This window comes from Streptomyces sp. NPDC040589 (assembly GCF_055594445.1).
In genome coordinates, this window is record NZ_JBVIWP010000002.1 from 1,096,729 (window position 1) to 1,118,634 (window position 21,906).

The following is a 21,906-nucleotide window of genomic DNA, read 5'->3' on the forward strand; positions in this document are numbered from 1 at the left end:
GGCTGATCGCGCAGTTCCCCGCGCCCCTGAGGGCACGTCCCCCGCGGACGTCTCAAGGTGCTGTCAGCGGTCCGTACGCCCCCGGCGCCCGGTCCCGGTAGAACTGCCAGCGGTCGCGGACCTCGCGGAGCTTGGCCATGTCCAGGTCGCGGACGACCAGTTCGGGCTGCTTGTCGCTCGCCACCTCGCCGACGAACTGGGCCTCCGGGTCCACGAAGTACGACGTGCCGTAGAAGTCGTTGTCGCCGTACTCCTCGACGCCGACCCGGTTGATCGCGCCGATGAAGTACTCGTTGGCGACGGCCGACGCCGGCTGTTCCAGCTGCCACAGGTAGGCCGACAGGCCGCGCGAGGTGGCCGAGGGGTTGAAGACGATCTCGGCGCCGGCGAGGCCGAGTGCCCGCCAGCCCTCCGGGAAGTGGCGGTCGTAGCAGATGTAGACGCCGACCTTGCCCACGGCCGTCTCGAAGACCGGCCAGCCGCTGTTGCCGGGGCGGAAGTAGAACTTCTCCCAGAAGCCGCGCACCTGGGGGATGTGGGTCTTGCGGTACTTGCCGAGGTAGGAGCCGTCCGCGTCGATCACGGCGGCGGTGTTGTAGAGGACGCCGGGCTGCTCCTCCTCGTACATCGGCAGCACCAGGACGATGCCGAGTTCCTTCGCGAGTGCCTGGAAGCGCCGGACGATGGGGCCCTCGGGGATCTGCTCGGCGTACTCGTAGAAGGCCGGGTCCTGGACCTGGCAGAAGTACGGTCCGTAGAACAGCTCCTGGAAGCACAGGACTTGAGCGCCCTGCGCGGCGGCGTCGCGGGCCGCCTGCTCGTGGACCTGGATCATCGATTCCTTGTCGCCCGTCCAGGCGGTCTGGAAGACGGCGGCACGGATCACTCTGCTCATCGGGACCTCCGGTCGCTCGGTGTGCCGTGAGCCTAGGAAGTCCGGAAGTCCTCTTTGAGTTGCACCGTGTCACGTCTGAGGGCGTGCGGCGTGCCACCGTGTCACCCTTCCGTGGGTCCATGTTTCACCGCCGTTTTCCCAGGTGGTCACAGGTTTCACTGCTGTTGCGCGTCGTGCGCCAGGAGTGCGATGTGCACCGAGGCGGCCTGCTCGAAGTCGTCGAGGTCCACCCCGAGGCGGCCCTGTATCGCCTCCAGGCGACGGTAGAGGGCCGGGCGGGAGACGTGGTGGAGCTGGGCCGTGCGGGACTTGTTGCGGCCGGTGGCGAGATAGGTGCGCAGGACGGACAGCAGGTCCTCGTCGGTCTCGCACAGCAGCCCGTCCAGCTCGCGCTCCGCGAAGGACTGCACCTGCGGATCGTCGCGCAGGAGACGGATCAGACCGCGCAGGTGGACGTCCTTCAGGCGGACGACGGGCGAGAGGTCGAGGGCCGCCACGGAATCGGCGACCGCGTCCGCCACGTGCTGGGCCTCGCGCAGTCCCGCGGGTACGTCGTCCCAGACGGCCCGGGGGTCGGCGGCGGCGACGATCGTGCGGGCCGAACCGGACTCGGTCCGCAGCCGGTTCGCGAAGTGCGCGGCGAGGGCGTCGGCGTCCTGGTCGCGGGCGAGGCTGAGCAGTACGGCGGTGGCGCCGTCGGCCAGTTCGGCGACCAGTCCGGGCAGGCCCAGCAGCCGCAGCAGCCGGTCGAGCCGGCCGGTGTCGCCGTCGCGGACGACCAGCGGCACGAAGGTCCGCCGGTTGACGGGCAGCCCGGCGGCGCGAGCCCGGGGCAGCAGTTGCCGGGCCGGTACGACACCGCTGACCAGGTCGGTCAGCAAGCTCTGCGCGGACTGCTCCTCCCAGGAGCAGGCCGCCGTGCCGCCGAGCATGCGGTGCAGGACGAGGGCCTCGGCGGCGCGGTCGGCCAGCAGCCGCCCGGTGGCGGTGTCGCCTCGGTAGCCGCACAGCACGATGCGGCCCCAGCGCTCCCCGCGTCCGCCCAGTTCGGCCCGGATCCAGCCGTCGCCCTCGGTGCCTCCGGCCTGGCGGGCGATGCGCTCCCAGTCGCGCAGGACGTCGTCGACCGCGGGCCGCTCCCCCGCCGTGCCGAGGACGCGGTGGGCGAGGTTGGTGACGACGACCGGGCAGGCGCTGTGCCGGGCGACCTCGTCGAGCAGGCGTTGCAGCGGAGCGCCCGCGGTGATGAGAGCGGTGAGTTCGGTACGGACGGCCTCGGAGAGGCTGACGGCGGCGAACTTTCGTCGCACGAGCCGTGACTGGACCTCCTCGGTCAGCTCGGCGAAGGGAAAGGGCCGGTGCAGGACGACCATCGGCAGCCCGCACCGCTCGGCCGCCCGGCGCATCACGTCCGGCGCGGCGGGGAAGGCGCGGCCGAGTCCGAGGACGACGGCGGCGGCCTCCGCGCGGTGCAGTGACCGGACGTACTCGGCCTGCTTGTCCTCGTCGCCGGCGAGCAGCACTCCGGTGGTGAGGACCATCTCGCCGCCGCTGAGCATCACACCGACGTCGGCGGCCTCGGCGACGTGCACCCAGCGCACCGGCCGGTCCAGATGGCTCGCCCCTGCCACCACCTCGGGCTCCCCGGCGAGCACCCGCTCCAGGGTGAGGACCTGCCGGACCGACAGAGCGGGTTCCCAGGTGTCCGGGGTGGTGGCCATGGCGACTTCCCTTGCCTCAGTGCGCTGCTACCGGATGCTCCTCAGAGCGTTCTCGAGGATCGCGGCGCCCTCCTCGGCCTCCGCGACGTTGAGGGACAGCGGCGGGGCGACGCGCAGACAGCTGGTGTTGTGGCCGCCGCCCTTGCCGAGCAGCAGGCCGCCCTCGCGGGCCGCCTCCAGGACGGCCGCGGTGGCCTTCGGGTCGGCTTCGTCGGTGCCGGGCTTGGTCACCTCGATGCCGATCATCAGCCCGCGCCCGCGGATCTCCCGTACGGCCGGCACCTGCGCGGCGGCGGACCGCAGCCGCTCGATGAGCAGGCCGCCGACCCGCCGCGCGTTGCCCTGGAGGTCGTGTTCCACGAGGTAGTTGAGGTTGGCGAGGCCCGCCGCCATGGTGATCTGGGTGCCGCCGAACGTGGAGATGCTGTTGGAGTCCAGGCAGTTCATGATCTCGGAGCGGGCGACGACACCGCCGATGGACATGCCGTTGCCGATGCCCTTGGCGAAGGTCATGAGGTCCGGCGGTCCGTTGCGCCCGTGGGCCTGCCAGCCCCAGAAGTGCTCGCCGGTGCGGCCCCAGCCGGTCTGCACCTCGTCGGCGATCCACAGGATGCCGCGTTCGTTCAGCACCTCGCGGAAGGCGGCGTACAGCCCGTCCGGCGGCGAGGTGAAGCCGCCGACGCCCTGGATGGGCTCCGCGATCAGCGCGGCAGGCGGGCGGGTGTGGCCGAGCATGTCCTTGAGGTCCTCGACGCAGGCCGCGATGAACTCGGCGTCGCTCAGGTCCGCGTAGGGGCCGCGGGTGCGCACGCCGCCGTGGATGTACAGCGTCTGCAGCGGGGAGAGCGAGGTCGGGGACCAGCCGCTGTTGCCGGTGATGCCGACCGAGCTGAAGGAGCGGCCGTGGTAGCTGTTGCGCATCGCCAGGATCGTGTTGCTGCGCCGGTACGTCGTGGCCAGCAGCAGGGCGGTGTCGTTGGCCTCGGTGCCGGAGGTGGTGAAGAAGACCCGGGCGTCCGGGATGCCGCTCAACTGGGCGACGCGCTCGGCGAGTTCGACCATGGGCCGGTTGAGGTACAGGGTCGAGGAGTGGATGATCCGCGCGGCCTGCTCGCTCACCGCTTTGGTGATCTCGGGCAGCGCGTGGGCGGTCATCGTGGTGAGGATGCCGCCGAAGAAGTCGAGGTACCGGTTGCCGTGGGCGTCCCAGACGTGGCGGCCCTCGCCGTGGGTGATCTCGAGGGGCTCCTCGTAGTAGAGGGCGAGCCAGTCGGGGAGCACGGCCCGGTGGCGGCCCAGCAGGTCGTCGGTCACGGCCGCACCAGCCCTTCGTAGGCGTCGGGGCGGCGGTCGCGGTAGAAGGCCCACTGCTGCCGCACCTCCTCGACGAGGCCGAGGTCCAGGTCGCGGATGACGAGCTCCTCCTTGCTGTCGCTGGCGACGTCGCCGACGAACTGTCCGCGCGGGTCGACGAAGTACGACGTCCCGTAGAAGTCGTTGTCGCCGTACTCCTCCTGGCCGACGCGGTTGATCGCGGCGACGAAGTACTCGTTGGCGACGGCCGCGGCGGGCTGCTCCAGCCGCCACAGGTGGGACGACAGGCCCCGGTGGGTGGCGGAGGGGTTGTAGACCAGCTGGGCGCCCTTCAGGCCGAGCTCGCGCCAGCCCTCCGGGAAGTGGCGGTCGTAGCAGATGTAGACGCCGACCTTGCCGACGGCGGTGTCGAAGACGGGCCAGCCGAGGTTGCCGGGTTTGAAGTAGTACTTCTCCCAGAAGCCCTTGACCTGCGGGATGTGGTGCTTGCGGTACTTGCCGAGGTAGCCGCCGTCGGAGTCGATCACGGCCGCGGTGTTGTAGTAGAAGCCGGACTGCTCGACCTCGAACACCGGCACGACGATCACCATGCCGGTCTCGCGCGCGAGCGCCCGCATACGCCGCACCGTCGGGCCGGCCGGGACGGGCTCGGCCCAGCGGTAGTGCTCGGGCTCCTGGACCTGGCAGAAGTAGGGGCTGTTGAAGACTTCCTGGAAGCCGATGATCTTCGCGCCCCGGCGGGCCGCCTCGCGGGCGTGCTCCTCGTGTTTCGCCACCATGGACTCGGTGTCGCCGGTCCAGGTGGCCTGGACCAGAGCGGCACGTACGACATTGGCCATGAGCTGCTCCTTCGACGCGACGTCTGCGTCTCTACGCCCGTAGAAGCGGACAGTAGAGCCACGAACGTAAGCCTCCGGCTCGGGCTTGCCAAGACCATCGTCGCCAACCCGCTGGGCAGAGCGCGATTCGCACTCCTGTGGGTGAGTCGCCCGGGGCACGGCGTCGCCGGTCAGGCGGCGAATCCGGCGACCCGGAGCGCGTGCACGAGATCCCAGCGGCGCTCGTCCGACACGCCCTGGGCGGCCTCCAGCAGGAGCGGTACGAGGCGCCCCGGATCGGGCTCGGCGCTGCGGGCGGCCTCCTCGGGGGTGCGGGCTCTCACATACGCGTCGAGCAGCGCGCGCACCTCGCGGTGACGCCCCTCGGCGGCCAGGCCGAGGACGGCCGCACCGATCTCGGCCGGCGGCCGGGCGACGCCCTGCCGCAGGATCTGCTGCCCGTCCGCCACGCGCCCGGCCGCGCCCAGCGCGTCCGCCGCGGCGACCAGCCGCCCTGCGGGCAGCGAGGCGGCCTCCCACAGCAGGGTCTGCCAGTCCGCGCCCAGCCCGGCCCGTTCCAGCTCGCCCGCGAGCAGCGGGAACCGGGCGGGGGCCGAGGAGGTGAGCTCGACCAGCAGCACGTGCGCCTCCCCGCTCCGCCCCTCGGCACGCAGCCGCGCCAGCGCCTCGACGGTCCGCGCGACCTCCGTCCGGTCCGCCGCGCCGCCTGCCTCGCCCTGCGGCTCCACGACGTGCTGGGCCGCGGCTTCTTCGGCGGCCCCGGCGAACCGGGCGCCGCGCCGGCTGCGGCCGGCCACGGGGGCGGGCTCGGGCAGCGTCGGCACGGCAGCGGGCGGCACGACGACGGGCGCGGCCTCCTCCTCGTCCATCCCGGCGAACCGGGCACTGCCGCGCCGGCGCTTGCGCTGCTTGGGGGTGGGCTGTTGGGGAGCCGGGGGCTCGGGGGCTGGAAACGTGGTGGGGGCACCGCCGGCTTCCGGGGGAACGGCCCGGCCCGCCGGATGCTCCTGGGCGTCGCGCTCCGGCTCCGGGCCGTCGTACGCATGCCGGGTCTCATGCCGACCGGCGCCACCGCCAGTGCCGGACGCAGGCTGCTGGATGGGGTGCCACGGCTCGGCGGGCGTCCCGGGGTCGTACGGGCCGCCCGGGCCACGCTGATCCCGGGGAGACGCCCCGGCCGCCGCCCTCCCGTCGCCGTACGCACGGGATCCGTCCCCGACCGCACCGCCGCCGAACCCACGGAATCCGTCCCCGACCTCGTCGCCGCCGGACGCACGGGATCCGTCCCCGACCGCACCAGCCCCGAACACCGGCGCGCCCGCCGCCGACCTCGCGCCACCGAACACATCAGCCGGCCCACTCGGGCCAGCACCATACGCACGGACACCACCCTCGGCCCCGCCATCACCGAACGCGCCGACACCCCCCTCGGCCGCACGGCCGCCGGACGCACGGGATCCGTCCCCGACCGCACCAGCCCTGAACACCGGGGCGCCCGCCGCCGACCTCGCGCCACCGAACACATCAGCCGGCCCGCTCGGGCCGGCGCCGCCGCGCGGAGCATCCGTCGGCGCCCCGCCGCCGGACATCGCCGCGGCAGCCCCTGACGCCTCGCCGCCACGCTCACCCGTGGCAGCTCCTGGCATCTCACCACCACGCACACCCCCGGCAGCCCCTGGCGCCTCCCCGCCACGCATCCCCGCGGCACGCCCCGAAGCCGCCCCGCCACGCACACCCTCGGGTCGCCCCGGAGCCGGGCCACCGCGCGCAGGCCCGGCCCCTCCCCCGCTGCCGAAGGCCCCCGGCGCCCCCTCACTTCTCGCACCCGGGACGCCCCCCGGCCCGGTCGCGACACCTCGCCCCTCGAAGAAGGCGGCTGCGCCGCGGTCGCGGTCGTCCAGGCGGGACATCCGGCCGCGCAGCTCCCCGCAGCGTGCCGTGGCCCGTTCGTGGTCGTCGTGGGCCCAGGCGAGGTCGAGGCGGAGAGCGTCGGCCTGCTCTCGGGTGGTGGCGGAGGCGAGGAGGCGGCTCAGGTCGGCCTGGCGTTCGGCGGCGTATCTCTGCTCGCGGAGCATGACGTCCAGCCGGTCTCCGAGGGCGTCGCGGCCGCCCGGCCGGGCATCGTACGCGGTGAGGGCGGCGGCATGCAGGGACCGGGCGCGTTCCGTCTCGGGGCCCGCGCCCCCGGGGCCGTACTGCCGGGCGAGGTCCTGCAGCAGCGCCTCCACCACGTCCCAGGGCGGCATCTCGTGCCCGTCGAGGCAGGCCCGCATGCCCTCCGGGTCGCGCTGCCAGAACACCGCGCACCAGCCGCCGGACGGGTCGAGGCGTGCCAGCAGACCGTCCAGGTAGTTCGCGAACTCCCGGACCCTGCCCGGGAGTTGATCCGCTGCCATCGCTCAACTCCCGCCTGACCGGAGCGCTCCGCCCCGTAGGCAACACCAGTCGTGTTACAGGAGTGCTACGGGGAGTTTTCGCGCGCGACGCGGGAGCCTCAGTACCAGGTCATCAGACCGGTGCAGGCACGCACCGCTCCGCCACTTCGTCCATGGACAGCCCGAGCACGCCGGCCAGCGCGGCCACCGTGAAGAAGGCGGGCGTGGGGGCCCGCCCGGTCTCGATCTTCCGGAGGGTCTCGGCGGAGATGCCCGCGTTCGCGGCGATCTCCGTCATGCTCCGGTCGCCACGCGCCTCACGCAGCAGCCGGCCCAGCCGCTCGCCGCGTTCGCGCTCTTCGGGGGTGAGAGGGGTGCGCACCATGCCCCCATTCTAATACCGGTATAGTAATTGGCATGGTGGAACTCAAGACCGACACATCGATCGACGCCATGTACGAAGCGGGCCAGGTCGTCGGCCGTGCCCTGACGGCCGCGCACAAGGCCGCCGACGTGGGCGTCTCCCTGCTGGAACTGGACGAGGTGGCGCACGACGTGCTGCGCGAGGCGGGCGCGACCTCGCCCTTCCTGGGGTACCGGCCCTCCTTCGCGCCGACCCCCTTCCCCGCCGTCCTCTGCGCCTCGGTCAACGACGCGATCGTGCACGGCGTCCCGGACCGCTACCGACTGCGCGACGGCGACCTCGTGTCCCTCGACTTCGGCGCCGAACTGGGCGGCTGGGTCGGCGACTCGGCCCTCAGCTTCGTCGTCGGCACCCCGCGCGAGGCCGATCTGCGCCTGGTCGAGACCGCCGAGCGGGCCCTCGCCGCGGGCATCGAGGCAGCCGTCGTGGGCAACCGCATCGGCGACATCGCCCACGCGATCGGCACGGTGTGCCGCGACGCCGGCTACGGCATCCCGGACGGCTTCGGCGGCCACGGCATCGGCCGCCGTATGCACGAGGACCCCGGGGTGCCGAACGAGGGCCGGCCGGGACGGGGCATGCGCCTGCGGCACGGCATGGTGCTGGCGATCGAGCCCATGGTCATCGGAGGTGGTACGGACGACTATCACGCGGCTCCCGACGGCTGGACCCTGAAGACGAACGACGGCTCCCGCGCGGCCCACGCGGAGCACACGGTGGCGATCACGGATTCCGGACCGAGGATCCTGACGGCGCGCTGAAGCCGAACCACACCGGCCATCCCTGATCCTCCGGAAATGTCCCGAAGGTGCCCGCTGCCGACGATCGTGCGAAGGTGTTCTACGAGCGCGCCCCAGGTGTAACCGGCTGCCACCCGGGTTACCCGACCCCGGCACGTCGACCAGCGAGGGCGTCCCCCCGCGCGGGCGCCGGGGACGCCGGGAACGGAAGGCCCATGAGCAGCGGCTTCACCAGCCCGGAGGGCGGCTACGGCTCGGACCCCTTCGGAGAATTCCTCGCACGCTTCTTCGGCGGACCGCGTCCGGGTCCCCGGCAGATCGACCTCGGGCGGCTGCTCAGCCAGCCGGCCCGGGAGCTCGTCCGCGGCGCCGCCCAGTACGCCGCCGAGCACGGCAGCCGGGACCTCGACACGGAGCATCTGCTGCGGGCGGCGCTCGCCACCGAGCCCACCCGGACCCTGCTCAGCAAGGCGGGGGCCAATCCCGACTCGCTGGCGTCGGAGATCGACGACCGGTCGGGCCCGGCCCAGCACGGCCCGGAGGACGCACCGCCGCCCACCACCCTGTCCCTCACCCCGGCCGCCAAACGGGCCCTGCTGGACGCGCACGACATGGCCCGGGCCCGCGGCTACGGCTACATCGGCCCGGAGCATGTGCTCAGCGCCCTGGCCTCGAACCCCGACTCGGCCGCCGGGCACATCCTGAACGCGGCCCGCTTCGCGCCTTCCACCCCGCCCGAGGCGCCGGAGGTCCCCCAGGCCGAGCGGCCGCGCCCGACGAACACGCCGACCCTGGACAAGTACGGCCGTGACCTCACCGAACTGGCCCGGCAGGGGCGTATCGACCCGGTGATCGGCCGGGACCAGGAGATCGAGCAGACCGTCGAGGTCCTCTCCCGCCGCGGCAAGAACAACCCGGTGCTGATCGGTGACGCGGGCGTCGGCAAGACCGCCATCGTGGAGGGGCTGGCCCAGCGCATCTCCGAGGATGACGTGCCCGACATCCTGATCGGGCGCCGCGTGGTCGCCCTGGACCTCACAGGGGTGGTCGCGGGCACCCGCTACCGGGGTGACTTCGAGGAGCGGATGAACAACATCGTCAGTGAGATCCGCGCCCACTCCGAACAGTTGATCGTCTTCATCGACGAGCTGCACACGGTCGTGGGCGCCGGTTCCGGTGGCGGCGACGGCAGTTCGATGGACGCCGGCAACATCCTCAAGCCGGCCCTCGCCCGCGGCGAACTGCACATCGTGGGCGCCACCACCCTGGAGGAGTACCGCCGGATCGAGAAGGACGCGGCACTGGCCCGCCGCTTCCAACCGATCATGGTCCCGGAGCCGACCCCCGCGGACGCGATCGAGATCCTGCGCGGCCTGCGGGACCGCTACGAGGCCCACCACCAGGTCCGCTACACCGACGAGGCGCTGGTGGCGGCCGTGGAGCTGTCCGACCGCTATCTCACCGACCGCCGCCTGCCGGACAAGGCCATCGACCTGATCGACCAGGCCGGCGCCCGGGTGCGGCTGCGGGCCAAGACCAAGGGCACGGACGTACGGGCCCTGGAACGGGAGCTGGAGCAGCTGACCCGGGACAAGGACCAGGCGGTCGCGGACGAGCAGTACGAGCAGGCCACCCAGTTGCGCGACCGGATCGTGGACCTGAAGCAGCGGATCGCCCAGACCGGCGGCGAAAGCGAGATCGACGAGGGCCAGGACCTCGTCGTCGGGGCGGAGTCGATCGCCGAGGTGGTGTCCCGGCAGACCGGCATCCCGGTCGCCAGCCTCACCCAGGAGGAGAAGGACCGGCTGCTGGGCCTGGAAGAGCATCTGCACGAGCGGGTGGTCGGCCAGGACGAGGCCGTACGGGTCGTCTCCGACGCGGTGCTGCGCTCCCGAGCCGGTCTGGCCAGCCCGGACCGGCCGATCGGCAGCTTCCTCTTCCTCGGCCCGACCGGGGTCGGCAAGACCGAACTGGCCCGGGCGCTCGCCGAGTCGCTGTTCGGCAGCGAGGACCGCATGGTCCGCCTCGACATGAGCGAGTACCAGGAGCGGCACACCGTGAGCCGCCTGATCGGCGCCCCGCCCGGCTACGTCGGCCACGAGGAGGCCGGCCAGCTCACCGAGGTCGTCCGCCGCCACCCGTACTCGCTCCTGCTGCTGGACGAGGTCGAGAAGGCGCACCCGGACGTCTTCAACATCCTGCTCCAGGTCCTCGACGACGGCCGGCTGACCGACTCGCAGGGCCGCACGGTGGACTTCACCAACACCGTCATCGTGATGACCAGCAACCTCGGCTCCGAGGCGATCACCCGCCGCGGCGGCACGCTGGGCTTCGCGTCAGGCGGCGCCGACGCGGACGAGGAGGCCAGGCGCGAGCAGATCCTGCGCCCGCTGCGCGAGCACTTCCGCCCCGAGTTCCTCAACCGCATCGACGAGATCGTCGTCTTCCGCCAGCTCACCACGGAACAGCTCCGCCGGATCACCAACCTCCTGCTGGACCGCACCCGTTCCCTCGTGCACGACAAGGGCATCACGGTGACCTTCACCGACCGAGCGGTGGAATGGCTGGCCGACCACGGCTACCAGCCGGAGTACGGCGCCCGCCCGCTGCGCCGCACGATCCAGCGCGAGGTGGACAACGAGCTTTCCCGACTTCTGCTGGACGGCAGGGTGGAGGAGGGTGGCCAGGTCACGGTGGACACCGAGGACGGCCACTTGACGTTCCAGACGGCAACGCCCTCGTAGGGGCGCGGGGAACTGCGCGCTCAGCCCCCACGCACCCGCGGACGAAACCCTTCAGCGAACCGGCCGCACCACCATGGCCGATCCCCCACCCCGCCGTACCGTCTCAGCGGCTGCCAGCCACTTCCCACCCGGCAGCCGCTGAACACCCGTAGCCGCCCCGATCTCCGGGTTCACCTTGAAGGAATGCCCGATCGCCTCGAGCTGCTTCCTCAACTCGGCGTTGTCGTACAGCCCCGGCTCCAGCTCGGTCTGCGCGGCATTCCGCTGACTCGCCCGAGGCGCGGCAATCGCATCGACCAGCGGCAACCCCCGGTCGACAAACCCGGTCAGCGTCTGCAGGACGGTCGTGATGATCGTCGCCCCACCCGGCGACCCCAGCGCCACCACGGGCCGGTCATGCCGGTCGAGCACGATCGTCGGCGAGATCGACGACCGGGGCCGCTTCCCGGGCCCGGGCAGGTTCGGGTCGTGCACGGCGGGGTTCGCCGGCGTGAAGGAGAAGTCCGTCAGCTCGTTGTTGAGGATGAACCCCCGCCCCGGCACGGTGATCCCGCTGCCACCGGTCTGCTCGATGGTGAGGGTGTAGGCGACGACGTTCCCCCACTTGTCGGCGACCGTCAGATGCGTGGTGCTGTCACCTTCGTACGTCGTCGGAGCGGCCTTGCCACCGGAGCCACACCGCTCGGGATGACGCGGATCGCCCGGCGGCACCGGGCTGGAGAGCACGGCGTCGTCCTTGATCAGGCACTCGCGCGAGTCGGCGAACCTCTGCGACAACAGCTCCTTCGTCGGCACGTCCTCGAACGCGGGGTCGCCCACCCACCGCCCCCGGTCCGCGAACGCGATCCGGCTCGCCTCGATGAAGCGGTGCAGGTACTTCGCCTTGCTCGCCTTCGACAGGTCGGTCCGCTCCAGGATGTTGAGCGCCTCACCGACCGTCGTACCGCCGGAGGACGAGGGCGCCATGGAGTAGACGCCGAGGCCACGGTACGAGGTCCTGGTGGGTGCCTGGAGCTTGGTGCGGTAGGCGGCCAGGTCCTTCGCGGACAGGTCGCCGGGGCGGGCGTTCCAGCCGGAAGCCGGGTCGACGGGCGGCTTGTTGACCGTGTCGACGATCTCCCGGCCGAGGCCGCCGCGGTAGATCGCGCCGACGCCCTTGCTCCCCAGCTCCGCGTAGGTGCGGGCGAGGTCGCGGTTCTTGAAGGTGGAGCCGACGACGGGGAGCCGACCGCCCGGCAGGAACAGCTCGGCGGTGTCCGGGAAGTAGCGGAAGCGGGTCTCGTTGGACGCCGTCTGCGAGCGGAAGGTCTCGTCGACCGTGAAACCGTCGCGCGCCAGCCGCTCGGCCGGCTTCAGGACGCTCGCGAGCCGCCGGCTGCCCCACTGGTCCAGCGCCGTCTGCCAGGTGGCGGGCGTGCCGGGCGTGCCGACGCTCAGGCCGCTGCTGACGGCCCCGGCGAACGGGATGGGCTTGCCGTTCTCGGTGAACAGGTTCTTGTCGGCGGACAGCGGAGCGGTCTCGCGGCCGTCGATGGTGCGCACCGTGCGGGACTTGGCGTCGTAGTAGACGAAGTAGCCGCCCCCGCCGATGCCGGCGGAGTAGGGCTCGGTGACGCCGAGCGCGGCGGCTGTGGCGACGGCCGCGTCGACGGCGTTGCCGCCCTTGCGCAGGACCTCGATCCCGGCGGCCGAGGCGTCCGGGTCGACGCTGGAGACAGCGCCGCCGTAGCCGACGGCCAGGGGAGTCTTCTCACCGCCGGTGGTCTGCGCGGCGGGTGGCGCCGACGCCCCCACCGACACCACCACGGCGGCCGAAACCGCCAGGACCGTCAGATTTCGCGCGACAGGGCGACGCATCCGCACCTCCAGTCAAAGGCCGTCCGCGCAGCTTAATTCATCGCCATGGTCGCGTCAGGCACGCGTAGAACACCGGTGCGTCGACGCCCGCTAGCATGCGCGCCCATGAATGACGACGTGCGCAACATAGTCCTGGGTGTGGTCGCGGCGGGGATCAGCGCCGGGCTGGGCTGGGTGGCCCGCACCTATCTGTGGAAGCGCAGGCTCCGCCGGAAGCAGTCCTTCTTCGGGCTGCCCGACAACTCCGAATCGCTGCTGGTGGTGAACCGGAACGCCGGGGGTCCCGAGTTCGCGGTGATGCGCTACGACGTGTTCGCCCTCCTCGAACTCGCCGCGCTGATCAAGGACTGCAACGCCCACGCCCAGATACTGCCGCACGACACGGCACGTCAGGGCTTCGGCGAGCGGACGGAGTTCTGTGTCGGCGGCCCCGCCTCCAATCGCCGCATGGCGGCCCATCTGTCCTCCCTGCTCCCCGGGGTGCGGGTGAACATGGACTCCGAACCGGGGCCGGACCGGGGATCGTTCCAGATCGGCTCCGAGCGCTACCGCGTGGACAACGACAAGGAGGAGTACGCGCTGCTCGCCCGGCTGACCGCCGAGCGCAGCCAGAACACCCGGCCCGTCTACCTCTTCTGCGGCCAGACCTCGATCACCAACCAGGCCACCACCCGTTACCTCGCCCGCAACCACGAGAAACTGGCCCGCAAGTACGGCAACAGCTCCTTCGCGCTGCTGCTGAAGGTGATCAACTCGCAGGCGTACGGCCCGGACGTCGTCGAACTGGTGGAGGACGTGACGCGCGCGGCTCAGACCCCGCTGCCCACCCCTGCCACTCCACGCAACAGCCACCGGGCCTCCTGAAGTCCTCCACTTCTCAACAATCGTTACTGGCACGTAACTTACCGACGGGTTACCACTGGTAAGGGAGCGAGGTTACCGTCTGGTCACTTTGCACTTACACGAGTGAGGAGTGACCCGTGGGACACACCCGCAAGGCCCTGCGCACCACCGCCGTAGGCGCCGTCTCGGCCACCCTGGTCGCCGGCACAGCCCTCGGACTCGCCCCCACCGCACAGGCGGCGCCGAACCCCGTCCGCTTCGTCGACATCACCGGCGAGGGCGGCACCGTCCTCAAGGCCAACGTCGTCACCCCGGCGGGCTCCGACGGCACACACCGCTACCCGCTGCTCGTCATGCCCACGAGCTGGGGGCTGCCCCAGATCGAGTATCTGGCCCAGGCACAGAAACTCGCCGACTCCGGGTACGTCGTGGTCACGTACAACGTGCGCGGCTTCTGGCAGTCGGGCGGCGAGATAGAAGTAGCGGGCCCACCCGACATCGCCGACGCCTCGAAGGTCATCGACTGGGCACTCGCCCACACCCCCTCGGACGCCGGGCACATCGGCATGGCGGGCGTCTCCTACGGCGCCGGCATCAGTCTGCTCACCGCCGCGCAGGACAAGCGGGTCAAGGCGGTCGCGTCACTGAGCGGATGGGCGGACCTGATCGACTCCATCTACGCCGGACGCACCCAGCACGTCCAGGCGTCCGCCCTGCTGGACGGCGCGAGCATCGTCACGGGCCGGCAGAGCGCCGAACTCCGCCAGACGTTCGACGACTTCTACCGCTCCAACCTGGCGAAGGAGCCGGAGCTCATCGCCTGGGGGAAGAAACGTTCCGCTGCGACCTATGTCGACCAGATCAACAAGAACGGCGCGGCGGTCATGCTCGCCAACGCCTGGGGCGACACGATCTTCCCGCCCAACCAGTACGCCGACTTCTACGAGAAGCTGACCGGCCCGAAGCGGCTGGAGATGCGGCCCGGAGACCACGCCACGGCCGAGCTGACCGGCCTGTTCGGGCTGCCCAACGACGTATGGAAGGACACCACGCGCTGGTTCGACCACTACCTCAGGGGCGAGGACAACGGCATCGACCGTGAGCAGCCCGTCCAGCTCAAGTCCCGCTCCTCGGGGGGCTACGAGGGCTACCCGGACTGGAAGTCGGTCGCCGCGACCGATCGGAAGATCGCCCTCGCGGGCACGACCACGATCCGCGCGAACGTGAACTCGGGGGCGGACGGCGGAGTCGTCTTCCTGTCCAGCATCCTCGACCAGGTGGCCCAGCTGCCCCCGATGGCCTCGATCCCGCTGCTCCCCCGCCGCTGGGCCGCCGTGTGGCAGTCGGAGAAGTACGGGGACGCCCAACAGGTGCGCGGCACCGCGAAGTTGCACACGACCCTCACCCCGACCAAGGAGAGCGGCACCCTCGTCGCCTACCTCTACGACGTGGGGCCGCTCGGCCTCGGCAAGCTGGTCTCCAACGCGCCGTACACCTTCCACGGGCGCACCCCCGGAAAGCCGTTCGGCGTCGACCTGGAGCTGTACTCCACGGCCTACGACGTCCCGGCCGGGCATCGCCTCGCCCTGGTTGTCGACACGGTCGACCCGCTCTACATCGAGCACAACCCGTCCGGCGCGCAGCTGACCTTCTCCTCGCCTGCGAACGACCCGTCGTACGTGTCGGTCCCGCTGCGCGAGCAGTGATCTCCGGCTGCCGCCGGACGGGCCTGGCCGATGTGAACCGCCGCCCCCGTGGCCGGAAGGGCCGTGGGGGCCACGCCCGGCGGGAACATCCCGCGGACCGGGCGGGCGGTCTCCTCACCCCTGACGGGATCGGCGGATTTCGGCGAAGTCCCCCTCTCCGACAGGGATGAAGGGCACATCGTAGTCGAGGTCCGATCCGATGAGCCGTCCGGTGCCTGCCCGTTCAGTGCTTGAGGATCTTGGAGAGGAAGTCCTTGGCGCGGTCACTGGTGGGGTTGGTGAAGAACTCGTCAGGGGTGCGGTCCTCGACGATTCCGCCGTCGGCCATGAAGACGACGCGGTTGGCGGCCGAGCGCGCGAAGCCCATCTCGTGCGTGACGACGATCATGGTCATACCGTCGCGGGCCAGTTGCTTCATGACCTCCAGCACCTCGTTGATCATCTCCGGGTCGAGGGCCGAGGTCGGCTCGTCGAAGAGCATCGCCTTGGGCTCCATGGCCAGGGCACGGGCGATGGCCACGCGCTGCTGCTGACCGCCGGAGAGCTGCGCCGGGTACTTGTCCGCCTGGTCGGCGACGCCGACCCGGTCGAGGAGTTCCCGGGAGCGCTTGTCGGCGTCCTCCTTCTTGCGCCCGCGCACCTTGATCTGCCCCAGGGACAGGTTCTGCAGGACGGTCTTGTGGGCGAAGAGGTTGAACGCCTGGAAGACCATGCCGACGTCGGCGCGCAGCCGGGCCAGAGGCTTGCCTTCCTCGGGCAGCGGCTGTCCGTCGAGAACGATCGTCCCCGACTCGATGGTCTCCAGCCGGTTGATCGCCCGGCACAGTGTCGACTTGCCCGACCCCGAGGGGCCGATGACCACGACCACCTCCCCCTTGCCGACGGTGAGGTTGATGTCCCGCAGGACATGCAGCTCCCCGAAGTGCTTGTTGACGTCACGCAGCTCGATCAGCGGATCTACGGCCATACTCAGCCCTACTCACTCTCAGCTGTGTCGTGGTTGCCGCAACGTATCCAGGCAAGATCGGACTTGTCGGGCGACACGCACTTTTCGATCATTAGCCGTATTTACATCGCACTTTGGCTCAAAGGGTGCGGTCATGGGTGCGGTCATGGGCCTCACGCCTCCGCGACCTCCGCGTACAGCTGCGACAGCTCGGGCACGCCATAGGCGGCCCACTCGTGCCCGGAGTCCACGACGTCGAACTCCCTGCCGGAGGTGAGCCGCACGACGGGCTGCCCGTCGGAACGGATCTCCCAGGCGGCTCCCGGAACGGTGCGCACGATGACGGTGCCCAGGTAGAGCCCGGCGTCGTTGCCGAGCCAGGCCAGGGTCTCCTCGTCGTCCCGCCAGCGCGGCAGCAGCTGGTCCAGCGCCTCCAGCGAGGCCGCCGAGTCGTCCAGCCGGACCCCCGCCCGGGACGCCTGGGAGCGGAGCAGTTCGCACTCGGCGAGCAGGTCCGCGATGCCCGCGGGGTCGGGGAACCCGACCTTCTGGCGCCGGTTGCCCAGGAAAGGGATGTTCATACGTCCAGCGTGTCATTCGTACCGCCGTACGCACCACAGGCGCGCGGGCCTTCGATGACGGTCGAGTTCACGCCGAGTTCGCGCATGGCGCGTTGACGAGTCCCTGTTGTCTCCCTAGCTTCACCGTGCGTCTTGTGTCTCGGCGTTCGTGGTGTCTTCTGTTCCGTTCCTGCGTTTGGTGTTGTCGCGTCGTGTGTCGATGAGCGGGAGGAGTCGGCCGTGCGCCGATGTGTCCGGGGGATCCTGGTCGTTCTGACCCTGTGCGGATCGTTGCTGTCGACGGTGTCGGCGCGGCCCGTCGGTGCCGCCGAGGAGAGACGGGCCGCGCCGGTGCCGCTTGAGCGGCTGTTCGACAACATCGCCGTCAGCGACGACAGCCGGCCCGCGGCGGCCGACTTCGACGGCGCCGGTGCCTCCCTGTCGGCACGGGACCTCACGGCCGCGGGCTGGGCGCCCGGCCGCACCCTGACCGTTCAGGGGGCCCGGCTGACCTGGCCGCGGCGGGCGCCGGGCGAGCCGGACAACGTCCGCGCCGCCGGACAGGACGTCCGCGTCACGGGGCGTGGCGACGCCCTCGCCTTCCTGGTGGCGGGCACGGCCGGCCCGGAGGCGGGCGGCCCGGGCACGGTCACGTACGCGAACGGCACCCGCTCCGGCTACCGGCTGACCGCGCCCGACTGGCGCACCGGGCCGCTCGCGACGAAGGCGGTGGCCCTGCCGCACATCAACACGCCCGGCGGGCAACTCGCCGAGCAGGCCCGTCTGTACGTGGTGACGGTGCCGCTGACGCCGGGGCGCGAGCTCGCCTCGGTCCGGCTGCCGCGCGCCGCCGGACTGCACGTCTTCGCGGTGTCGGTACGGACCGCCACACAGGGCTGGACGGGCAGCTGGACGACGTCGACGGGCGGCTACGCGGCCGTGGGGCCCTGGACGGACCGGACGCTGCGGCTGGTGGTACGCACGTCGGCGGGCGGGCCCCGGGTTCGGATGCGGTTCGACAACACCTTCGCGGCGGCCCCGGTACGGATCGGCGGCGCGACGGTCGCCGTGCAGGCCTCGGGCGCGGCGGCACGCGGGACGCCGGTGCCGCTGTCCTTCGCCGGTAAGGAAAGCGTGGAGATCCCGGCCGGGGCTCAGGCGTACAGCGATCCGCTGGGCTTCGCCGTGCCGGCGGACGCCAACCTGCTGGTCAGCTTCCATCTGCCCGGCCCGGTGCCGGCGGCGCCCCTGCACCGGCTCGCGCAGCAGCGGTCGTACGTCAGCGAGCCCGGCGACCACGCGGCGGACGGCACCGCCGGCGCGTACACCACGGTGATCACCAGCTGGCCGCTGCTCGCCGGGGTCGATGTGAGCGGCGGGCCCGGGTCCGTGGTGCTGCTCGGGGACTCGATCACCGACGGCGACAAATCCACGGTGGACGCGAACCGGCGGTGGCCGAACGTGCTGGCCGCCCGCCTGCTGCGGCAGAGCGCCGTGCCGCGCTACGGGGTACTGAACCAGGGCGTCTCGGGCAACCGTGTGGTCACCGACCGGTATCCGGGCGACGGGGTGTCCACGGACACGGCCGGGGTGAGTGCCCTGCACCGGTTCGACCGGGACGTCCTCGCCCAGTCGGAGGCCCGTACGGCGATCGTCTTCGAGGGCGTCAACGACGTGCGCTGGGGCACCTCGGCGGAGCAGGTGATCGCGGGGCTGCGGGAGCTGGCGGCGCGCGGGCACGCCCGGGGCCTCAGGATGCTCGCGGCGACGATCCTGCCGTGCGAGGGCGAGACGCGGTGCACGGCAGCCGTCGACGCCGAGCGGGTCGCGGTGAACGAGTGGATCCGCGAGGGCGCTGTCTTCGACGGGGTGCTCGACTTCGACGCCGTCGTACGCGACCCGGCCGACCCCGCGCGGATCCTGCCCGCATACGACAGCGGCGACCACCTGCATCCCGGGGACGCGGGGCTGGCGGCGCTGGCGGAGTCGGTGGACCTGCGGATGCTGTGAGCTGGTCGTTTTGCGGCCGCTGTGAGCCGGTCACCTTGCGGCCGCTGTGGGCTACACGTCCAGGTCGACCACGACCGGCGCGTGGTCCGACGCGCCCTTGCCCTTGCGCTCCTCGCGGTCGACGTACGCGTCCTTGACCGCGTTCGTGAACGGCGCGTTGGCGTATACCAGGTCGATGCGCATGCCGCGGTTCTTCGGGAAGCAGAGCTGGCGGTAGTCCCAGTACGTGAAGGGGTGCTCGTACTTAAGGGGCCGCGGGACCACGTCCGACAGGCCCGCCTCGCGCAGGGAGGCCAGGGCGGCGCGCTCGGCGGCGGTGACATGGGTCGCGCCCTCGAAGGCCGCGCGGTCGTAGACGTCGTCGTCCGTCGGCGCCACGTTGTAGTCGCCCATCACCGCGAAGGGGCGGCTGGCGGCCGCGTCACCGGCGACGGCGGCCTTGAGGGCCTCGAACCACTGGAGCTTGTAGGCGTAGTGCGGGTGGTCCACCTCGCGGCCGTTCGGCACGTACACCGACCAGACGCGGAGGGGGCCGCAGGTCGCCGAGATGGCGCGGGGCTCCACCGAGCCGTCGAACCCGGGGTCGCCGGGCAGGCCCTTGACGACGTCCTCGATGCCGACGCGGGAGAGCACCGCCACGCCGTTCCACCGGCCGGTCGCGTGGACCGCCGACTCGTAGCCCAGCTCGCGCAGCTGCTCCGCGGGGAACTGCTCCTCGGCGACCTTGGCCTCCTGGAGGCACAGCACGTCCGTGCCGCTGCTCTCCAGCCAGGCCAGGAGCCTCGGCAGGCGGGCGGTGATCGAGTTCACGTTCCAGGTCGCGATGCGCATGTCCCACAACCTACCCGGAGGGTCTGACAACGCCGTCCCGGCCTCGGAGGCCGGGGCTCGGAGGCCGGCCTCAGAGGTCCGCCGACGCCCCGGGGGTGAGCCGCAGGTGCTCCGCCCCGGCCAGATTGCCGATCTGACGGTCGTAGATCGGGCGCGCGAGGTCGGTGAGGAGGGCGTCGTGGATGTCGTAGGCGCGCTGCGGCTGAACCTCGCGGACGTAGTCGATGACCTCGGAGATCTTGCTCCACGGGGCCATGACCGGGAGCATCAGCGTCTCCACCGGGTGGTCGGGGACGGTGAGGGCGTCGCCGGGGTGGAAGACCTTGCCGCCGTCGACGAGGTAGCCGACGTTGGTGATGCGCGGGATGTCCGGGTGGATCACCGCGTGGAGTTCGCCGTGGACCTGGACGTCGAAGCCCGCGGCACTGAAGCTGTCGCCGTGGCCGACCGTGTGGACCCGGCCGGGGAAGGCGGACGAGATCCTCTCCGCGACCGACTTCAGGGTCCAGATCCGCGCGGCCGGGTTGTCCTCCATCGCGGCGCGCAGCCGGAACTCGTCGAAGTGGTCGGGGTGCTCGTGGGTGACGAGGATGGCGTCCGCGCCGAGCGCGGCGTCCTCCTCGCTGAACCCGCCGGGGTCGAGGACGAGGGTCCGGCCGTCCTTCTCGAGACGGACGCAGGCGTGCGACATCTTCGTGAGCTTCATGAGTCCATCCTGCCTCCCGGGTCGCGCGCGCCCTCACTCCTGGGGCGTGGTCTCCTCGCGGATGACCTGCTGGGCTACCTTGAACGCGCTGTTCGCGGCCGGTACTCCGCAGTAGACGGCCGCCTGGAGGAGCACCTCCTTGATCTCGCCCGGGGTGAGGCCGTTGCGCAGGGCGGCCCGGGTGTGGAAGGCCAGCTCGTCCAGGTGGCCGCCGGCGACCAGGGCGGTGAGGGTGACCGAGCTGCGGGTGCGCCGGTCGAGCCCGGGGCGGTCCCAGATCTCGCCCCAGGCGTAGCGGGTGATGAACTCCTGGAAGTCCCCGGAGAAGTCGTCGGCCTGCGCCAGCGCCCGGTCGACGTGCGCGTCGCCCAGCACCTCGCGGCGGACCTTGATCCCGGCGTCGTACGGGTCGGGCCGCCCCTGTGCCTGGGGTGCCACGACCGGGGCGATCTCGGCGACGGGACCGGTCTGGAGGGGCTGCGGCGGTGCCGGGGACAGCACCGGCTTGAGGGCGGCCGCGGGCAGGGCCGTCTGGCCGGTGGAGGTCTCGAAGGCGGGCTGCCAGGCCGTGGAGAAGTGCCGCACCAGAAGGTCGGTGACCGCCGCGGGCTGCTCCACCGGCACCAGGTGGGAGGCGCCGGGGACGACGGCGAGGCGGGCGTCCGGGATGCCTGCGACCAGGGTGCGGGCCTCGGCGGGGCCGGTGACCTGGTCGTCCGAGCCGACGAGGACCAGGGTCGGTACGCCCACGCGGCCGAGTTCGGCCCGGACGTCGAACGAGGCGAGCGCCTCGCAGGCGGCGATGTAGCAGCCGGGGTCGGTGGTGCGGACCATCTGCACGGCCCACTCGGTGATCGCCGGCTGCGCGGCGGCGAATCCGCCCGTGAACCAGCGCTCGGGCGAGGTGCGGGCGATGGGGTCGAGGCCGTTCGTGCGGACGATCACGCCTCTCTGCCGGAACTCGTCGGCCGTGCCGAAGCGGGGCGAGGCCGCGATCAGCGCCAGGGAGGCGAGCCGCTCGGGGTGGCGCAGGGCCAGCTGGATGCCGACCGCACCGCCGAGCGCGCAGCCCGCGTAGCCGAAGCGCTGCACGCCGAGCCCTTCGAGGGTGGCCAGCAGCCGTGTGGTGAGGTCGTTGACCGAGCCCGCCGGGTAGGCGGGAGCGCCGCCGTGTCCAGGCAGGTCGAACCGGAAGACCCGCCAGTGCTTGATCAGCTCGGGGATCTGGCGGTCCCACATGTGCCAGGTGGTGCCGAGCGAGGGGCCGAGGATGAGGACCGGGGCGTCTTCCGGGCCGTCGAAGCGGTACTGGAGGGCAGGGGTCGTGGTCTCACTCACCGCTCCACGCTAACCGCCCATTCCGGTTTCGCCGACCCGGGCCCCCGGATACTCACA

General features: G+C 71.8%; 17 protein-coding genes. 5 read left to right on the forward strand and 12 right to left on the reverse strand.

Annotation, left to right across the window (positions count from 1 at the left end; all coding sequences use genetic code 11):
- Positions 1-52 precede the first annotated feature (52 nt).
- From ACZ58V_RS11935 to ACZ58V_RS11960, 6 genes are all read right to left on the reverse strand, one after another.
- Positions 53-895 carry a nitrilase-related carbon-nitrogen hydrolase gene (locus ACZ58V_RS11935; RefSeq protein WP_471289814.1) on the reverse strand — a complete coding sequence of 281 codons (843 nt, stop codon included), beginning with the start codon at positions 893-895 and terminating at the stop codon, positions 53-55.
- A gap of 155 nt (positions 896-1,050) precedes the next feature.
- A complete protein-coding gene (locus ACZ58V_RS11940; protein WP_468183715.1) occupies positions 1,051-2,616 on the reverse strand; it encodes a PucR family transcriptional regulator in 1,566 nt (521 codons plus the stop codon).
- Between the two features lie 27 nt (positions 2,617-2,643).
- Positions 2,644-3,930 carry an aspartate aminotransferase family protein gene (locus ACZ58V_RS11945; RefSeq protein ID WP_468183712.1) on the reverse strand — a complete coding sequence of 429 codons (1,287 nt, stop codon included), beginning with the start codon at positions 3,928-3,930 and terminating at the stop codon, positions 2,644-2,646.
- On the reverse strand, positions 3,927-4,769 hold the full coding sequence (locus ACZ58V_RS11950; RefSeq protein ID WP_471289817.1) for a nitrilase-related carbon-nitrogen hydrolase: 843 nt from the start codon (positions 4,767-4,769) through the stop codon (positions 3,927-3,929). Before ACZ58V_RS11950 ends, ACZ58V_RS11945 begins: the two co-directional genes overlap by 4 nt.
- A 170-nt stretch (positions 4,770-4,939) precedes the next feature.
- The gene (locus tag ACZ58V_RS11955; protein ID WP_471289818.1) at positions 4,940-7,165 is read right to left on the reverse strand and encodes a hypothetical protein; all 2,226 of its coding nucleotides are present in this window, start codon (positions 7,163-7,165) and stop codon (positions 4,940-4,942) included.
- A gap of 112 nt (positions 7,166-7,277) precedes the next feature.
- The gene (locus ACZ58V_RS11960; protein WP_189726286.1) at positions 7,278-7,529 is read right to left on the reverse strand and encodes a helix-turn-helix domain-containing protein; all 252 of its coding nucleotides are present in this window, start codon (positions 7,527-7,529) and stop codon (positions 7,278-7,280) included.
- 32 nt (positions 7,530-7,561) lie between these two features.
- Here ACZ58V_RS11960 and map point away from each other — a divergent pair, with 32 nt between their 5' ends.
- Positions 7,562-8,329: a type I methionyl aminopeptidase gene (gene map, locus ACZ58V_RS11965; RefSeq protein ID WP_468183702.1), complete on the forward strand. Its 768-nt coding sequence runs from the start codon at positions 7,562-7,564 to the stop codon at positions 8,327-8,329.
- A gap of 194 nt (positions 8,330-8,523) precedes the next feature.
- The gene (locus ACZ58V_RS11970) at positions 8,524-11,052 is read left to right on the forward strand and encodes an ATP-dependent Clp protease ATP-binding subunit (protein ID WP_471289820.1); all 2,529 of its coding nucleotides are present in this window, start codon (positions 8,524-8,526) and stop codon (positions 11,050-11,052) included.
- Between the two features lie 51 nt (positions 11,053-11,103).
- On the opposite strand, the gene ggt is transcribed toward ACZ58V_RS11970, so the two are convergent.
- Positions 11,104-12,909: a gamma-glutamyltransferase gene (gene ggt, locus ACZ58V_RS11975; protein WP_468183696.1), complete on the reverse strand. Its 1,806-nt coding sequence runs from the start codon at positions 12,907-12,909 to the stop codon at positions 11,104-11,106.
- 105 nt (positions 12,910-13,014) lie between these two features.
- On the opposite strand from ggt, the gene ACZ58V_RS11980 reads away from it, so the two are divergent.
- Both ACZ58V_RS11980 and ACZ58V_RS11985 read left to right on the forward strand, forming a co-directional pair.
- On the forward strand, positions 13,015-13,773 hold the full coding sequence (locus ACZ58V_RS11980; RefSeq protein ID WP_471289821.1) for a hypothetical protein: 759 nt from the start codon (positions 13,015-13,017) through the stop codon (positions 13,771-13,773).
- 116 nt (positions 13,774-13,889) lie between these two features.
- Positions 13,890-15,458 carry a CocE/NonD family hydrolase gene (locus ACZ58V_RS11985; RefSeq protein WP_468183690.1) on the forward strand — a complete coding sequence of 523 codons (1,569 nt, stop codon included), beginning with the start codon at positions 13,890-13,892 and terminating at the stop codon, positions 15,456-15,458.
- A gap of 223 nt (positions 15,459-15,681) precedes the next feature.
- Here the strand turns inward: ACZ58V_RS11985 and ACZ58V_RS11990 are convergent, their stop codons facing one another.
- Entirely contained in the window at positions 15,682-16,425 is a 744-nt protein-coding gene (locus tag ACZ58V_RS11990; protein ID WP_189726292.1) for an amino acid ABC transporter ATP-binding protein, read from the reverse strand.
- A 152-nt stretch (positions 16,426-16,577) separates the two neighbouring features.
- Positions 16,578-16,985: a DUF6278 family protein gene (locus tag ACZ58V_RS11995; RefSeq protein ID WP_184588678.1), complete on the reverse strand. Its 408-nt coding sequence runs from the start codon at positions 16,983-16,985 to the stop codon at positions 16,578-16,580.
- A 219-nt stretch (positions 16,986-17,204) separates the two neighbouring features.
- On the opposite strand from ACZ58V_RS11995, the gene ACZ58V_RS12000 reads away from it, so the two are divergent.
- The gene (locus ACZ58V_RS12000) at positions 17,205-18,974 is read left to right on the forward strand and encodes an SGNH/GDSL hydrolase family protein (protein ID WP_471289822.1); all 1,770 of its coding nucleotides are present in this window, start codon (positions 17,205-17,207) and stop codon (positions 18,972-18,974) included.
- 51 nt (positions 18,975-19,025) lie between these two features.
- On the opposite strand, the gene ACZ58V_RS12005 is transcribed toward ACZ58V_RS12000, so the two are convergent.
- The 3 genes from ACZ58V_RS12005 to pcaDC all read right to left on the reverse strand — a co-directional run bounded on the left by ACZ58V_RS12005 (position 19,026) and on the right by pcaDC (position 21,849).
- A complete protein-coding gene (locus tag ACZ58V_RS12005; protein ID WP_468183682.1) occupies positions 19,026-19,805 on the reverse strand; it encodes an exodeoxyribonuclease III in 780 nt (259 codons plus the stop codon).
- A gap of 70 nt (positions 19,806-19,875) precedes the next feature.
- Positions 19,876-20,511, reverse strand: a complete 636-nt coding sequence (locus ACZ58V_RS12010; RefSeq protein WP_468183679.1) for an MBL fold metallo-hydrolase — start codon at positions 20,509-20,511, stop codon at positions 19,876-19,878.
- 33 nt (positions 20,512-20,544) lie between these two features.
- Positions 20,545-21,849, reverse strand: coding sequence for a bifunctional 3-oxoadipate enol-lactonase/4-carboxymuconolactone decarboxylase PcaDC (gene pcaDC / locus ACZ58V_RS12015; RefSeq protein WP_468183676.1), 1,305 nt, complete (start codon positions 21,847-21,849; stop codon positions 20,545-20,547).
- Positions 21,850-21,906: the final 57 nt, after the last annotated feature.

Bases quoted from the DNA above. Each gene is read 5' to 3' on its own strand.
- ACZ58V_RS11935 (WP_471289814.1), bottom strand. From the start codon at position 895: ATGAGCAGAGTGATCCGTGCCGCCGTCTTCCAGACCGCCTGGACGGGC.
- ACZ58V_RS11940 (WP_468183715.1), bottom strand. From the start codon at position 2,616: ATGGCCACCACCCCGGACACCTGGGAACCCGCTCTGTCGGTCCGGCAG.
- ACZ58V_RS11950 (WP_471289817.1), bottom strand. From the start codon at position 4,769: ATGGCCAATGTCGTACGTGCCGCTCTGGTCCAGGCCACCTGGACCGGC.
- ACZ58V_RS11955 (WP_471289818.1), bottom strand. From the start codon at position 7,165: ATGGCAGCGGATCAACTCCCGGGCAGGGTCCGGGAGTTCGCGAACTAC.
- ACZ58V_RS11960 (WP_189726286.1), bottom strand. From the start codon at position 7,529: ATGGTGCGCACCCCTCTCACCCCCGAAGAGCGCGAACGCGGCGAGCGG.
- map (WP_468183702.1), top strand. From the start codon at position 7,562: ATGGTGGAACTCAAGACCGACACATCGATCGACGCCATGTACGAAGCG.
- ACZ58V_RS11970 (WP_471289820.1), top strand. From the start codon at position 8,524: ATGAGCAGCGGCTTCACCAGCCCGGAGGGCGGCTACGGCTCGGACCCC.
- ggt (WP_468183696.1), bottom strand. From the start codon at position 12,909: ATGCGTCGCCCTGTCGCGCGAAATCTGACGGTCCTGGCGGTTTCGGCC.
- ACZ58V_RS11980 (WP_471289821.1), top strand. From the start codon at position 13,015: ATGAATGACGACGTGCGCAACATAGTCCTGGGTGTGGTCGCGGCGGGG.
- ACZ58V_RS11990 (WP_189726292.1), bottom strand. From the start codon at position 16,425: ATGGCCGTAGATCCGCTGATCGAGCTGCGTGACGTCAACAAGCACTTC.
- ACZ58V_RS11995 (WP_184588678.1), bottom strand. From the start codon at position 16,985: ATGAACATCCCTTTCCTGGGCAACCGGCGCCAGAAGGTCGGGTTCCCC.
- ACZ58V_RS12005 (WP_468183682.1), bottom strand. From the start codon at position 19,805: ATGCGCATCGCGACCTGGAACGTGAACTCGATCACCGCCCGCCTGCCG.
- ACZ58V_RS12010 (WP_468183679.1), bottom strand. From the start codon at position 20,511: ATGAAGCTCACGAAGATGTCGCACGCCTGCGTCCGTCTCGAGAAGGAC.